We start from the raw sequence: 13,588 nt of genomic DNA on the forward strand, positions 1-13,588 counted from the left end.
TTTGCACCCTTCGCACCAGCAGCCTCAAGCCGCTTTTGCCGCCTGGGCCTGACGCAGCACCGCTGCCAGCCGCTTGAGCCCTTCTATAGCCGATATATCCCGATCAACAAACTTTTCGTCTACAAAATCAAAAACATTATTTGCTTTATTTGTATACAAAAGCATAATCCACTTCGTGCGAGTTCCTGACCAAGCGGTCAACAAATTCGCAAGCACCTCAAAGGGTCGCTGCCACCCTCATGGGTCCGGCCCTGGAAATAACAATAAAACTCTTGAGGAGTATTCGCTGTGGAAAGCCGCAAATCCGAAGCCCCGACGCTGGAACTCTCGCCGCAATTACGCAATGGCTGGCTGGAGCGCATCTTCAAACTCAGCTTGCATGGCACCACGGTGAAGACCGAGTTGATTGCCGGTCTGACAACCTTCATCACCATGGCCTACATCATCTTCGTCAACCCCAACATCATGGCCGACGCCGGGATCGATCACGGTGCCGCGTTCGTCGCCACCTGCATCGCCGCCGCGCTGGGTTGCCTGCTGATGGGCCTGTACGCCAACTGGCCGGTCGGCCTGGCGCCGGGCATGGGCCTCAACGCTTTCTTCACTTACACCGTGGTCGGCACCATGGGCTACAACTGGGAAACCGCCCTTGGCGCGGTGTTCGTGTCCGGTGTGTTGTTCATGTTTCTGACTTTTTCCCGGATCCGCGAATGGCTGCTCAATAGCATCCCGGTCAGTTTGCGCTTTGCCATGGGCGCCGGTGTGGGCCTGTTTCTGGGGCTGATCGGCTTGAAAACCGCGGGCATCGTGGTCGACAGCCCGGCCACCCTGATCAAGCTCGGCTCCCTGCGCGAGCCGGGTCCGCTGCTGGCCGCCATCTGCTTCCTGATGATCGCCGTGCTCAGTTATCACAAAGTGTTTGGCGCGATCCTCATCAGCATCATTACCGTCACCCTGGCGGGTTGGGGCCTGGGCCTGGTGCACTACGAGGGCCTCATGTCCGCCCCGCCGAGCCTGGCACCAACCTGGATGGCCATGAACATCGCGGGCGTATTCAACGTCAGCATGATCAGCGTGGTGCTGGCCTTCCTCTTCGTGCACATGTTCGACACTGCCGGCACCTTGATGGGCGTCGCCCAGCGCGCCGGCCTGGTGAACGCTGACGGCAAGATCGAAAACCTCTCCCGCGCCTTGAAAGCCGACAGTGCGTCTAGCGTATTCGGTGCGGTGGTCGGCGTTCCGCCGGTTACCAGCTATGTAGAAAGTGCTGCGGGTGTAGCCGCTGGTGGTCGGACTGGTCTTACCGCAGTCACCGTAGGTGTGCTATTTATTGCGGCAATGTTTTTCGCACCGCTGGCTGGCATGATCCCCGCTTACGCAACCGCCGGTGCGCTGATTTATGTGGCGATGCTGATGATGGGCGGCATGAAGCACATCGAATGGGACGAAGCGACCGACAGCATTCCGGCGATCGTAACCGCGATCATGATGCCCCTGACCTTCTCGGTCGCTGATGGCATTGCGCTGGGCTTTATCACGTATGTGGTGCTGAAGGCTTTCACCGGTAAGCACAAGGAAATTTCCGTCAGCCTGTGGGTGCTTTGCGCGATTTTCATCGCCAAGTTCATTTTCTTGTAAGCCGTCTACGTTTAAAAAGCAGTGTTTCAAAACAGCCTCACCCCGTCGGGTGAGGCTTTTGTGCAAATGGAGGAAAGTGATGAGTCTGGAAACCTGGCTGCTGTTCAGCGGCGCTGCGCTGGTGGTAATCCTGATCCCGGGACCACTGTCTTTGCTGATGATCAGCAACAGTCTGAATTACGGTTTGCGCCGTTCTTACCCAGCGTTTCTGGGTGGCGTGATTGCGTCGATCTGCTTGCTCAGTGCGTCGGCGCTGGGTTTGGGCGCCTTGCTGCTGGCATCGGAACAGTTGTTCAGCGCGCTGAAGATCGTCGGGGCGCTGTACCTGTTCTACCTGGCCTGGCAGAGCTGGCAGCAATCGCGTCTGCCCTCCCACGGCGCTGAAGTGCCCCAGGCTGCGCCAGTGCCACGCTTTCGCGCACTGTTCGGGCGCGCGTTCATGTTGGGCGCCAGCAATCCGAAAGACATTCTGTTCTTCGCCGCTTTCCTCCCGCAGTTCCTCAGTGCCGAGCAGCCGTTCCTGCCGCAGTTGCTGGTGATGATTGCGACCTGGACCGTGCTGGATTTGCTGTGCAAGTTGGCTTATGGGCTGGGTGCCCACGGGGCGGCGCGGTATCTGCGCAGCGGCAAGGGACAGAGCTGGTTTAACCGGATCAGTGCGGGGTTGTTCAGTGGTGCCGGTGCGGCGTCTCTGTTGAGCCGTTAGTAAAGCAAGATCAAAAGATCGCAGCCTCGTTTCACTCGACAGCTCCTACAGGGGATCGCGGTTTCCTGTAGGAGCTGTCGAGTGAAACGAGGCTGCGATCTTTTGCCTTTCCCAAAGGCAAAAAAAAGCCCGCAGTGTGAGCGGGCGAAAGACCAAAGAAGCTTATGCGCAGGATTCTGGGGGGAAAGTCCTAGCTTCCTCTGTAGGTCGAATAGCTGTACGGCGAAATCAGCAACGGCACATGGTAGTGATCCTGTTCCGCAGAGATGCCAAACCGCAGCACCACCACGTCCAGAAACGCCGGCTCCGGCAGCTGAACACCACGGGCGCGGTAGTAATCGCCCGCATGAAACTGAACCTGATAGACCCCAGAACGGTAGTCATCGCCTTGCAGCAGCGGTGCATCGACCCGGCCGTCGCTGTTGGTTATCGCAGTGGCGACCAATTCCAGCTGCGAACCTTCAACGCGATACAACTCGACCTTGATCGAGCTGCCCGGGCAACCGTGTGCAGCGTCTAAAACGTGAGTAGTCAAACGTCCCATTGATTCTGCGCGCCTGCCTGCGTGGAGCAGTCAGACCTCGCGCCTCCCGAAGTCAGTTGAAAAGGAGACCGCACCGATTCGGAGCACGAAACGCTGCGGCGAGCGACTGATTAAGACACTTTTCAAAAAAATTGTACACAATAAAAACAACATTTTTGCCGCTATTCACGTCATCCAGGGATTCCCGACGAATCTGCCACCGAACCATAGGATCAAAGGACCTTCCATCCATTAGCTGACCAATCAGGCAGGTTTCTTGCAATAACATGTGAAGATGACAGTTTTGAAAAATGCAAAAAAACAGGCTTACAAAGTGGATATAAAGTTGTATACAATCAGCCCATCGCTGTGACGCCAGCCTGTCATCACACTGCAGGCCGCCACACAATCCTGACCTTGAACAAGTCGAACGAACAAGAAGGAAGACTGCAGTGAGCGCTGACTACCCACGCGACCTGATCGGTTACGGCAGTAACCCTCCTCACCCACACTGGCCGGGCAATGCCCGCATCGCCTTGTCCTTCGTACTCAATTACGAAGAAGGCGGCGAGCGCAATATCCTGCACGGCGATAAAGAATCTGAAGCCTTCCTTTCGGAAATGGTCTCGGCGCAGCCGCTGCAAGGCGCGCGCAACATGAGCATGGAATCCCTTTACGAGTATGGCAGCCGCGCCGGCGTCTGGCGGGTTCTGAAACTGTTCAAGGAATTCGACATTCCGCTGACCATCTTCGCCGTGGCCATGGCCGCCCAGCGTCACCCGGACGTGATCCGTGCGATGGTCGATGCCGGCCACGAGATCTGCAGCCACGGCTACCGCTGGATCGACTACCAGTACATGGACGAAGCACAGGAACGCGAGCACATGCTCGAAGCGATCCGCGTCCTCACCGAAATCACCGGCGAACGTCCGCTCGGCTGGTACACCGGCCGCACCGGCCCGAACACTCGCCGACTGGTGATGGAAGAAGGCGGTTTCCTCTACGACTGCGATACCTACGACGACGACCTGCCCTACTGGGAACCGAACAACCCGACTGGCAAGCCGCACCTGGTGATTCCGTACACGCTGGACACCAACGACATGCGCTTCACCCAGGTCCAGGGTTTCAACAAGGGCGATGATTTTTTTGAGTACCTCAAAGACGCCTTCGACGTGCTGTATGCCGAAGGCGCCGAAGCGCCGAAGATGCTATCGATCGGCCTGCACTGCCGTCTGATTGGCCGTCCGGCGCGCCTGGCCTCGCTCAAACGCTTTATCGAATACGCTAAAAGTCATGAACAGGTGTGGTTCAGCCGTCGCGTCGACATCGCTCGCCACTGGCATGAAACCCATCCGTATCAAGGGGCCACGAAATGAGCCAGTTCCAAACCCTGAAGCCCTCGACCTTGAGCCGCGACGCGTTTGTCGCCGCTTTCGCCGACATCTACGAACATTCGCCATGGGTGGCCGAAAAGGCCTTCGACCTGGGCCAGGACGCTTCGATCGACGAGATCGAAACCCTGCACCAGCGCATGAGCGACATCCTGTTGAGCGCCGATCACGAAGGCCAATTGGCACTGATCAACGCTCACCCGGACCTGGCCGGCAAAGCCGCCGTCCAGGGCCAGCTGACCGCCGCCAGCACTGAAGAACAGTCTGGCGCGGGTATTCACCAATGCACGGCCGAAGAGTTTCAACGCTTCACCGAGCTGAACGACGCCTACAAAGCCAAGTTCAAGTTTCCCTTCATCATGGCGGTAAAAGGCAGCAACCGGCATCAGATCCTCGCGGCGTTCGAAACGCGCATTCACAACCCGCAAGACACCGAGTTCAAGTGCGCGCTGGCGGAGATCAACAAGATCGCCCTGTTCCGATTACTGACCCTATAGCGAGCCTTGCCCGAGTGTTTAAAACGCGAAGACACCCAGGGCACTGCAAGCATCCCAAGCCACTTATTTAAAGGCAGACAAGAAGAATGAAAGCTTACGCCGTACCTTTCGAGAAGTTCGTCAACTTGGCCGACGCCCGCCTGGGCACCAAAATCATCTCGGTCACCGATGACTGGTTCGCTGATGCCAACCGCCTGTTCCAGCCAACCCCGGCTGTTTGGAAGGAGGGCGTGTTCGATGACAACGGCAAGTGGATGGACGGCTGGGAGTCGCGCCGCAAGCGCTTCGAAGGCTACGACAGCGCGGTGATCCGCCTGGGCGTACCGGGTTCGATCAAAGGCGTGGACATCGACACTTCATTCTTCACCGGCAACTTCCCGCCATCGGCCTCCCTGGAAGCGTGCTTCCTGGCCTCGGGCGAGCCAGACGAAAACACCCAGTGGACTGAAGTGCTGTCCGCCGTCGAGCTGCAAGGCAACAGCCACCACTTTCACGAAATCAACAACGACCAGGCGTTCAGCCACCTGCGCTTCAACATCTACCCGGATGGTGGCGTGGCTCGTCTGCGTGTTTACGGTGTTCCGTTCCGCGACTGGTCCGCTGTGGGCGACAACGAGCAAGTTGACCTGGCCGCAGCCCTCAACGGTGGCCGCGCCCTCGCCTGCTCCGACGAACACTTCGGTCGCATGAGCAACATCCTCAACCCGGGCCGTGGCATCAACATGGGCGACGGCTGGGAAACCGCACGTCGTCGCACGCCAGGTAATGACTGGGTCATCGTCGCGCTGGGTCATGCCGGCGAGATCGAGAAAGTCATCGTCGACACCCTGCACTTCAAGGGCAACTACCCGGACACGTGCTCGATCCAGGGCGCTTTCGTGAAGGGCGGCACCGACAGCCAGATCGAAACCCAATCGCTGTTCTGGCGCGAATTGCTGCCGGCGCAGAAACTGGAAATGCACGCCGAACACACCTTCGCCGAGCAGATCAAGGCGCTGGGCCCGATCACCCACATCCGCCTGAACGTGTTCCCGGATGGTGGTGTGAGCCGCCTGCGCGTTCTCGGCAAGGTCGCTAAATAAGCGCCGAACCCAATCGCCAGCAGGCTGGCTCCCACAGGGGAATGCATTCCAAATGTGGGAGCTGGCCTGCCAGCGATAGCAATAGAACAAACAACACAGAACTCAAGGTAAGAAGACCAGCATGCGCACATTGACGATTGAACCGCTGACCAAAGAAGCCTTCGCCCCTTTCGGTGACGTGATCGAAACCGACGGCAGCGATCACTTCATGATCAACAACGGTTCGACCATGCGCTTCCATAAACTGGCGACGGTGCAAACCGCCACGCCAGAGGACAACGCGATCATCAGCATCTTCCGCGCCGACGCGCAGGACATGCCGCTGACCGTCAGCATGCTGGAGCGTCACCCGCTGGGCAGCCAGGCTTTCATTCCGCTGCTCGGCAACCCCTTTCTGATCGTGGTCGCGCCACTTGGCGATGAACCTGTATCAGGCTTGGTCCGCGCCTTCGTCACCAACGGCAGGCAGGGCATTAATTACCATCGCGGCGTTTGGCACCATCCGGTGCTGACGATCGAAAAGCGGGATGACTTCCTGGTGGTTGATCGCAGTGGCACAGGCAATAACTGCGATGAGCATTTTTTCAAAGAGGATGAGCGTTTGATCCTCGCCCCCCACCAATAAGAGAAGGTCTGATCACTCGACAACAGAGTGACAGGCGAGAGGTAAAGACTGTGGAAGCACATCTGTTGGAATGGCTGAACCTGAGCGTGCGCTGGGTTCACATGATTACTGGCGTGGCCTGGATCGGTGCGTCGTTCTATTTCGTCTGGCTGGAAAACAACCTCAATCGGGTCAACCCGAAAAGTGGTCTGGCGGGCGATTTGTGGGCGATCCACGGCGGCGGTATCTATCACCTGGAAAAATACAAACTGGCTCCACCGACCATGCCGGACAACCTGCACTGGTTCAAATGGGAAGCCTATTTCACCTGGTTGTCGGGGATCGCGCTGCTGTGCGTGGTGTTCTACTCCAATCCGACGCTGTACCTGCTGGCACCGGGCAGCAGCCTGACCGGCCCTGAAGGGGTCGCACTGGGCATTGCCTCGTTGTTCGTCGGCTGGTTCGTCTACTCCTTCCTCTGCGACTCGGCCCTGGGCAAACGCCCTGCCCTGCTCGGCTTCATCCTGTTCGTGCTGATCATTGGCGCCGCTTACGGCTTCAGCAAAGTGTTCAGCGGTCGTGGTGCGTACCTGCACGTCGGCGCGATCATCGGCACCATCATGGTCGGCAACGTGTTCCGCATCATCATGCCGGCGCAGCGCGCACTGGTTGCCGCGATTGCCGAAAACCGCACACCCGACCCGGCGCTGCCGGCCAAAGGCTTGCTGCGTTCGCGTCACAACAACTACTTCACCTTGCCGGTGCTGTTCATCATGATCAGCAACCACTTTCCGAGCACCTACGGCAGCCAATACAACTGGCTGATCCTGGCCGGGATCGCGGTGCTGGCGGTGTTGGTGCGTCACTACTTCAACACCCGTCATGACAGCCACAGATTTGCCTGGACCTTGCCCGTCGCGGCAGTGGGCATGATCTGCCTGGCTTACGTGACTGGCCCGGCGCAGATGCCGAGCGCGCCTGAAGTAGCCAAGGCGCCTGGCACCATCGAGTACCAGCCGTTGCCGGAGACTGCTCTCGGTGGTGGCGCCAAACCTGAAGCGGCGAAACCTGCTGCACCTGCCGCTGCACCGGCTCAGGCGTCCAACGCCGGCCCCGGTTTCGACAAGGTTCACAGCGTGATTCAGGAGCGTTGCGCGGTTTGCCATTCGGCCAAACCGACCAGCCCGCTGTTCAGTGCTGCACCGGCGGGCGTGATGTTCGATACCCCCGAGCAGATCCGCCAGAACGCGGCGCGCATCCAGGCGCAAGCCGTCACCAGCCAGATCATGCCACTGGGCAACATCACCCAGATGACCCAGCAGGAACGTGACCTGATCGGTGCCTGGATTGTTCAGGGAGCTCCAACCAACTAAGTAGCAAAAGCATCGCGAGCAAGCTCGCTCCCACAAGGATTACGCAGGACCTGTGGGAGCGAGCTTGCTCGCGATTGGCCGCGCCGCGGCCCCCCCTGATACAAAAATCACAAGAATAAAAAAGATCCGAGGTGTTGCATGTCCGAGCTATCCAAAGCGCGCATCCCCGACGCACCCGCCATTCAGCGTTTACCCCTTTTGCAACTGATCCTGGTCGGCCTGCAACACGTTCTGCTGATGTACGGCGGAGCCATCGCGGTGCCGCTGATCATCGGACAGGCCGCTGGCCTGAGTCGTGAAGAAATCGCCTTTCTGATCAACGCCGACCTGCTGGTAGCCGGGATCGCTACCATCGTGCAATCGTTGGGCATCGGCCCCATGGGCATCCGCATGCCGGTGATGATGGGCGCCAGTTTCGCCGCCGTCGGCAGCATGGTCGCCATGGCCGGCATGCCGGGCATCGGTCTGCAAGGGATCTTCGGTGCAACCATCGCCGCCGGTTTCTTCGGCATGATCATCGCGCCATTCATGTCCAAAGTCGTACGCTTCTTCCCGCCGCTGGTGACCGGCACGGTCATCACCTCGATCGGTTTGTCGCTGTTCCCCGTGGCCGTGAACTGGGCCGGCGGCGGTGCGGGTGCCGCGCAATTCGGCTCACCGATTTACCTGGCCATCGCCGCGCTGGTGCTGGCAACCATTCTGCTGGTCCACCGCTTCATGCGCGGTTTCTGGGTCAACATTTCCGTGCTGATCGGCATGTGCCTGGGTTACGTGCTCTGCGGCCTGATCGGTATGGTCGACCTGAGCGGCATGGCCGAGGCGCCGTGGTTGCAATTCGTGACCCCGCTGCATTTCGGCATGCCGAAGTTCGAACTCGCACCGATCCTTTCCATGTGCCTGGTGGTGGTGATCATCTTCGTCGAGTCCACCGGGATGTTCCTGGCGCTGGGCAAGATCACCGGCCAGGAAGTCTGCCCACGGATGCTGCGTCGCGGCTTGCTGTGTGATGCCGGAGCCTCGTTTTTTGCCGGCTTCTTCAACACCTTCACCCATTCCTCTTTCGCGCAGAACATCGGCCTGGTGCAGATGACCGGCGTACGTTGCCGTTCGGTGACCATCGTCGCCGGCGGCTTGCTGGTGGTGTTGAGTTTGCTGCCGAAAGCAGCGTTTCTGGTGGCATCGATTCCGCCCGCCGTACTGGGCGGCGCAGCGATTGCGATGTTCGGCATGGTTGCCGCCACCGGCATCAAGATTCTTCAGGAAGCCGACATCGGTGACCGTCGCAACCAGTTGCTGGTGGCGGTAAGCATCGGCATGGGGTTGATTCCGGTAGTCCGTCCGGAGTTCTTCGCCCACCTTCCGATGTGGATGAGTCCCATCACTCACAGCGGCATTGCCATGGCGACGTTGAGTGCTTTGTCGCTGAACCTGCTGTTCAACATCCTCGGCGGCGCCGAACGCGCGGCCATCAACGACTGCCACGCCCACCCGCATTGATCCAGTAAAGCCACAAGACCTGTAGGAGCGAGCTTGCTCGCTCCTACAGGTCTTGTGGCTGCCTGCGCCTCAAACAATAAAAACAAGAGGGAGCAACAGATGATTCGGACACAGACAAACATGCTGTTAGGCGGTGGCCTGTTGGCCGCCAGTCAGGCCATGGCCGGCGATGTACTGCTGTGGCAGACCAACAGCCTGAGCTACCTGTATGGCAAGGATTTCGCGGTCAACCCGTCGATCCAGCAGACGATAACCTTTGAGCACGCCGACCGCTGGAAGTACGGCGACAACTTCCTGTTCGTCGACAGCACTTACTACAACGGCGAGAAAGACCGGAACAAAGGCGTTCACGCCTATTACGGCGAGTTCAGCCCGCGCCTGTCGTTCGGCAAAATCCTCGACCGTCGTTTCGAATTTGGCCCGATCAAGGACGTGTTGCTGGCCATGACCTACGAGAATGGCGAAGACGACACCGAGGCCTATCTGATCGGCCCAGGCTTCGACCTCGCGGTACCGGGCTTCAATTTTTTCACCTTGAACTTCTACTATCGCCAGACCGAAGGCTCGCGTCCCGGCGACGATGTCTGGCAGATCACGCCGGCCTGGTCCTACACCCTGCCATTGGGCAACTCGAACCTGTTGATCGACGGCTACATCGACTGGGTCGTGGATAACGACCAGAACTCACAGGGCACCTACCACGCCAACCTGCACGTGAACCCGCAGGTCAAATATGACCTGGGGAAGGCCTTGGGCTGGCGGGAGAAACAGATGTACGTCGGCGTCGAATACAGCTATTGGAAAGACAAATACGGCATCGAAAACAACGCCAACCTCGACACTAACGAGAACACCACCAGCCTGCTGGTGAAGGTGCATTTCTAGATGGTCCGCAACCGTGCTCCAAACCTGTCGTCGGTGCGCTGTTGCGGGGCACTTGAGACCTGGCCAAGGAGTCAGTATTCTCCGCGGCCGCCCGAATCTGGTCTAAAAAAAAGCCCGGATCTAATTCCTGACCAGAAAGCCAACTTATCCCGGCTCTGGACGGTACCAAGGCACTCCAAAACCACTCTCAATCGACTGCTCTTGAGCCGCCGAACGGGAGTTTTTTGGCTTTTCAAAAGCCTTGGCTCAGCTCTTGCTAACAGCACTGAAGCTGACCGATTGGATGATTTTTACAGTGACAGAAAAAGGCGCCACACCAGAGCGCCGACCTTAGAAAAATAACGTGGAACCACCTACTTTTTGGGAGCAACCGAATGAAACGTACGTGCACTAGCCTGATGCTGGCGGGATCTTTGCTGGCCGGGGGCCAGGCCATGGCCGGCGACTTGCTGCAATGGCAGAACAACAGCCTGACCTACTTGTATGGCAAGGACTTCCAGGTCAACCCGCGCATTCAGCAGACCGTCACCTTCGAGCACGTCGATGGCTGGAAATACGGCGACAACTTCATGTTCATCGACAAGATCTTCTACAACGGCAAGGAAGACTCCTTCGCCGGTGAGAACACCTACTACGGTGAAATCAGCCCGCGCCTTTCGTTCGGCAAGATCTTCGATCAGAAACTCGAGTTCGGCCCGATCAAAGACGTGTTGCTGGCCATGACTTATGAGTTTGGTGAAGACGACACCGAGTCCTACCTGATCGGTCCCGGTTTCGACCTGGCGATCCCGGGCTTCGACTACTTCCAGCTGAACTTCTACAACCGTCATACCGAAGGTGACCGTCCCGGTGACAATATCTGGCAGGTCACTCCGGTCTGGTCCTACACCATCCCGGTGGGCGATTCGAACATCCTGATCGACGGTTTCATGGACTGGGTGGTCGACAACGACGTCAACAAAAAAGGCGAATACCACGCCAACCTGCACTTCAATCCACAGGTCAAATACGACTTGGGCAAGGCGCTGAACCTTGGCGAAAAGCAGTTGTACGTCGGCGTCGAGTATGACTACTGGAAAAACAAGTACGGCATCGAAGACAGTCAGGGCTTCAAAACCGATCAGAGCGTAACCAGCTTCCTGGTCAAGGTTCACTTCTGATCCGGCAGCGTCTGTAAGGACGCCATCGCGAGCAAGCTCGCGATGGCCACACCGCAAATCTCAAGCAGTGACCGCTGCCTCGGCTATCCCGAGAAACCGGCACAACTCTCCGCGCTTGGCCAACGCATCCCGCCGCCCCAAATCAATCAATTCGCTGCAATACCCCGCCTCGAACAGCAGATAACTCAGCACCCCCGCCCCGCTCGTCTTGGTCGCCCCCGGACCGCGCAGAAACAGACGCAGCGCCGCTGGCAACTCCTGCCGATGCCGCGCCGCAATCTCATCGATCGGCTGACTCGGCGAAATCACCAGCACGTCCACCGGCGCCACACCCAGCGCGCGCGTCGGCGTGCCATCGGGCAGCAGATGACTGAACTGATTGAGCCGCTGCAACAACTCGATGTCACTTTCCAGGCTGTCAATGAACGTGCTGTTGAGCATGTGCCCACCGATCTGCGCCAGGCTCGGCTGCTGGCCGGTGTAGGCGCGTTGCAGCGGTTGTTCCGGGTCGACGCCGCGGGGGTTGCCGCTGACGCCCACCACCAGCACTCGGCTGGCGCCCAGGTGCAGCGCCGGACTGATCGGTGCCGACTGACGTACCGCGCCGTCCCCAAAATACTCTTCACCGATTTTCACTGGCGCAAACAACAACGGAATGGCGGAGCTGGCCAGCAAGTGATCAACGGTCAATTGGGTGGGGACGCCGATTCGCCGATGGCGCAACCAGGCATTGATGGTGCCGCCGCCCTGATAAAAGGTCACCGCCTGACCGGACTCGTAGCCGAATGCGGTCACCGCAACCGCCTGCAACTGCTTCTGTGCAATGGCCTCGGCAATCCCGCTCATCTGCAGTTTGTCGTTGAGCAATCCGCGTAGCGGCGAACTGTTGAGCAAGGCCACCGGCACCTGAGCGCCAATCCCGAGCAAACTGTGGCTGACAAAACGGCTGGCCTGGTGGATCACGCCCGGCCAGTCGCTGCGCAGCACCAGATGACTGCGAAAGCCCTGCCAGAAGGCTGTCAGACGTTGAATCGCACCCCGAAAATCCATCGCCCCACTGGCGAGGCTGACCGCGTTGATGGCGCCGGCCGAGGTACCGACGATCACCGGAAACGGATTGCTCGCGCCGACCGGTAACAGCTCGGCAATCGCCGCCAGCACACCGACCTGATAAGCCGCCCGAGCCCCGCCGCCGGAAAGAATCAACCCTGTAACCGGTTCAGCAGGACTCATCGCAACACTCCATGGTGCTTATAAGGACGGTGGTTCAACCGCGTTTTGCGTACAGCTTCGGCTCACCCGGCGGACGGCTCTTGAAGCGACGATGAGCCCAAAGGTATTGCTCCGGACATTCACGCAAGACGCCTTCGATCCATTGGTTGATCCGCAGGCAATCGGCCTCTTCGGTTTCGCCGGGGAAACCTTCGAGCGGTGCATGAATCACCAGTCGATAACCGCTGCCATCCGCCAGACGCTCCTGAGTGAACGGCACCACCAGCGCCTTGCCCAACCGCGCAAACTTGCTGGTGGCAGTGACGGTCGCGGCCTGAACCCCGAACAGCGGCACGAAGATACTTTGCTTGGCGCCATAGTCCTGATCCGGTGCGTACCAGATTGCCCGGCCGGCCCGCAGCAATTTGAGCATGCCGCGCACGTCTTCGCGCTCCACGGCCAATGAGTCGAGGTTATGCCGCTCGCGACCATTTCGCTGGATGTAATCGAACAGCGAGTTCTTGTGTTCGCGGTACATGCCATCAATGGTGTGCTGTTGGCCGAGCAACGCCGCGCCGATTTCCAGCGTGGTGAAATGAACGGCCATCAGGATCACGCCTTTGCCGTCACGCTGGGCTTTTTTCAAATGCTCCAGCCCTTCGACATGGGCCAGCTTCGCCAGACGCTCGCGCGACCACCACCAGCTCATGGCCATTTCGAAAAACGCGATGCCCGTCGAGGCGAAGTTTTCCTTGAGCAGGCGCTTGCGCTCGGCAGCGGTTTTTTCAGGGAAACACAGTTCGAGATTGCGCTTGGCAATGCGCCGTCTGTCGCCCGCTACTCGATACATCAATGCACCCAAGGCGCGACCGATCGACAGCAACGCCGGATACGGCAACTGGACAATCAGCCACAACAGCCCCAAGCCACACCACAGCGGCCAGAAACGTGGAGATAGAAATGCTGTTCGAAAACGCGGGCGATCCATTAAAGGTTCCGGAAAGACAATGGCCGCGC

Annotated in this window: 14 protein-coding genes; 10 read left to right on the forward strand and 4 right to left on the reverse strand. The window is 58.8% G+C overall.

Annotated features, from left to right (window positions below; all coding sequences use genetic code 11):
* Positions 1-24: 24 nt before the first annotated feature.
* Positions 25-165: a hypothetical protein gene (locus ACMXYJ_RS23500; RefSeq protein ID WP_415757129.1), complete on the reverse strand. Its 141-nt coding sequence runs from the start codon at positions 163-165 to the stop codon at positions 25-27.
* Positions 166-288: 123 nt separating this feature from the next.
* Here ACMXYJ_RS23500 and ACMXYJ_RS23505 point away from each other — a divergent pair, with 123 nt between their 5' ends.
* On the forward strand, positions 289-1,638 hold the full coding sequence (locus tag ACMXYJ_RS23505; protein ID WP_415757130.1) for an NCS2 family permease: 1,350 nt from the start codon (positions 289-291) through the stop codon (positions 1,636-1,638).
* Positions 1,639-1,717: 79 nt separating this feature from the next.
* Positions 1,718-2,344: a LysE family translocator gene (locus ACMXYJ_RS23510; RefSeq protein WP_415757131.1), complete on the forward strand. Its 627-nt coding sequence runs from the start codon at positions 1,718-1,720 to the stop codon at positions 2,342-2,344.
* A gap of 190 nt (positions 2,345-2,534) precedes the next feature.
* Here the strand turns inward: ACMXYJ_RS23510 and uraH are convergent, their stop codons facing one another.
* Positions 2,535-2,888 (reverse strand): hydroxyisourate hydrolase, encoded by a 354-nt coding sequence (gene uraH / locus ACMXYJ_RS23515; RefSeq protein WP_008146146.1) that lies wholly within the window; start codon positions 2,886-2,888, stop codon positions 2,535-2,537.
* A gap of 431 nt (positions 2,889-3,319) precedes the next feature.
* Here uraH and puuE point away from each other — a divergent pair, with 431 nt between their 5' ends.
* The 8 genes from puuE to ACMXYJ_RS23555 all read left to right on the forward strand — a co-directional run bounded on the left by puuE (position 3,320) and on the right by ACMXYJ_RS23555 (position 11,359).
* Positions 3,320-4,246 carry an allantoinase PuuE gene (gene puuE, locus ACMXYJ_RS23520; protein ID WP_111449005.1) on the forward strand — a complete coding sequence of 309 codons (927 nt, stop codon included), beginning with the start codon at positions 3,320-3,322 and terminating at the stop codon, positions 4,244-4,246.
* Positions 4,243-4,758 carry a 2-oxo-4-hydroxy-4-carboxy-5-ureidoimidazoline decarboxylase gene (uraD, locus tag ACMXYJ_RS23525; protein WP_415757132.1) on the forward strand — a complete coding sequence of 172 codons (516 nt, stop codon included), beginning with the start codon at positions 4,243-4,245 and terminating at the stop codon, positions 4,756-4,758. Before puuE ends, uraD begins: the two co-directional genes overlap by 4 nt.
* An 86-nt stretch (positions 4,759-4,844) precedes the next feature.
* Positions 4,845-5,840, forward strand: a complete 996-nt coding sequence (alc, locus tag ACMXYJ_RS23530) for an allantoicase (RefSeq protein WP_150656316.1) — start codon at positions 4,845-4,847, stop codon at positions 5,838-5,840.
* 121 nt (positions 5,841-5,961) lie between these two features.
* Positions 5,962-6,465: an ureidoglycolate lyase gene (locus ACMXYJ_RS23535; RefSeq protein ID WP_010456681.1), complete on the forward strand. Its 504-nt coding sequence runs from the start codon at positions 5,962-5,964 to the stop codon at positions 6,463-6,465.
* Positions 6,466-6,515: 50 nt separating this feature from the next.
* Complete coding sequence (locus ACMXYJ_RS23540) at positions 6,516-7,817, forward strand: urate hydroxylase PuuD (RefSeq protein ID WP_415757133.1); 1,302 nt, start codon at positions 6,516-6,518, stop codon at positions 7,815-7,817.
* Positions 7,818-7,955: 138 nt separating this feature from the next.
* Positions 7,956-9,314, forward strand: coding sequence for a nucleobase:cation symporter-2 family protein (locus ACMXYJ_RS23545; RefSeq protein ID WP_415757134.1), 1,359 nt, complete (start codon positions 7,956-7,958; stop codon positions 9,312-9,314).
* 99 nt (positions 9,315-9,413) lie between these two features.
* On the forward strand, positions 9,414-10,199 hold the full coding sequence (locus tag ACMXYJ_RS23550; RefSeq protein WP_415757135.1) for an outer membrane protein OmpK: 786 nt from the start codon (positions 9,414-9,416) through the stop codon (positions 10,197-10,199).
* A gap of 374 nt (positions 10,200-10,573) precedes the next feature.
* Positions 10,574-11,359, forward strand: coding sequence for an outer membrane protein OmpK (locus tag ACMXYJ_RS23555; protein ID WP_415757136.1), 786 nt, complete (start codon positions 10,574-10,576; stop codon positions 11,357-11,359).
* A gap of 60 nt (positions 11,360-11,419) precedes the next feature.
* Here ACMXYJ_RS23555 and ACMXYJ_RS23560 read toward each other — a convergent pair whose 3' ends face one another.
* Both ACMXYJ_RS23560 and ACMXYJ_RS23565 read right to left on the reverse strand, forming a co-directional pair.
* Positions 11,420-12,592: a patatin-like phospholipase family protein gene (locus tag ACMXYJ_RS23560; protein ID WP_415757137.1), complete on the reverse strand. Its 1,173-nt coding sequence runs from the start codon at positions 12,590-12,592 to the stop codon at positions 11,420-11,422.
* 34 nt (positions 12,593-12,626) lie between these two features.
* Positions 12,627-13,559 carry a lipid A biosynthesis lauroyl acyltransferase gene (locus ACMXYJ_RS23565; protein ID WP_415757138.1) on the reverse strand — a complete coding sequence of 311 codons (933 nt, stop codon included), beginning with the start codon at positions 13,557-13,559 and terminating at the stop codon, positions 12,627-12,629.
* Positions 13,560-13,588 lie beyond the last annotated feature (29 nt).

The organism is Pseudomonas arabinosi (genome assembly GCF_047758675.1).
Classification (GTDB): Bacteria; Pseudomonadota; Gammaproteobacteria; order Pseudomonadales; family Pseudomonadaceae; genus Aquipseudomonas; species Aquipseudomonas arabinosi.

Excerpts from the sequence above, each read along its gene's own strand:
- ACMXYJ_RS23500 (WP_415757129.1), bottom strand. The coding sequence starts at position 165 with ATGCTTTTGTATACAAATAAAGCAAATAATGTTTTTGATTTTGTAGAC.
- ACMXYJ_RS23510 (WP_415757131.1), top strand. The coding sequence starts at position 1,718 with ATGAGTCTGGAAACCTGGCTGCTGTTCAGCGGCGCTGCGCTGGTGGTA.
- uraH (WP_008146146.1), bottom strand. The coding sequence starts at position 2,888 with ATGGGACGTTTGACTACTCACGTTTTAGACGCTGCACACGGTTGCCCG.
- uraD (WP_415757132.1), top strand. The coding sequence starts at position 4,243 with ATGAGCCAGTTCCAAACCCTGAAGCCCTCGACCTTGAGCCGCGACGCG.
- alc (WP_150656316.1), top strand. The coding sequence starts at position 4,845 with ATGAAAGCTTACGCCGTACCTTTCGAGAAGTTCGTCAACTTGGCCGAC.
- ACMXYJ_RS23535 (WP_010456681.1), top strand. The coding sequence starts at position 5,962 with ATGCGCACATTGACGATTGAACCGCTGACCAAAGAAGCCTTCGCCCCT.
- ACMXYJ_RS23545 (WP_415757134.1), top strand. The coding sequence starts at position 7,956 with ATGTCCGAGCTATCCAAAGCGCGCATCCCCGACGCACCCGCCATTCAG.
- ACMXYJ_RS23550 (WP_415757135.1), top strand. The coding sequence starts at position 9,414 with ATGATTCGGACACAGACAAACATGCTGTTAGGCGGTGGCCTGTTGGCC.
- ACMXYJ_RS23555 (WP_415757136.1), top strand. The coding sequence starts at position 10,574 with ATGAAACGTACGTGCACTAGCCTGATGCTGGCGGGATCTTTGCTGGCC.
- ACMXYJ_RS23560 (WP_415757137.1), bottom strand. The coding sequence starts at position 12,592 with ATGAGTCCTGCTGAACCGGTTACAGGGTTGATTCTTTCCGGCGGCGGG.
- ACMXYJ_RS23565 (WP_415757138.1), bottom strand. The coding sequence starts at position 13,559 with ATGGATCGCCCGCGTTTTCGAACAGCATTTCTATCTCCACGTTTCTGG.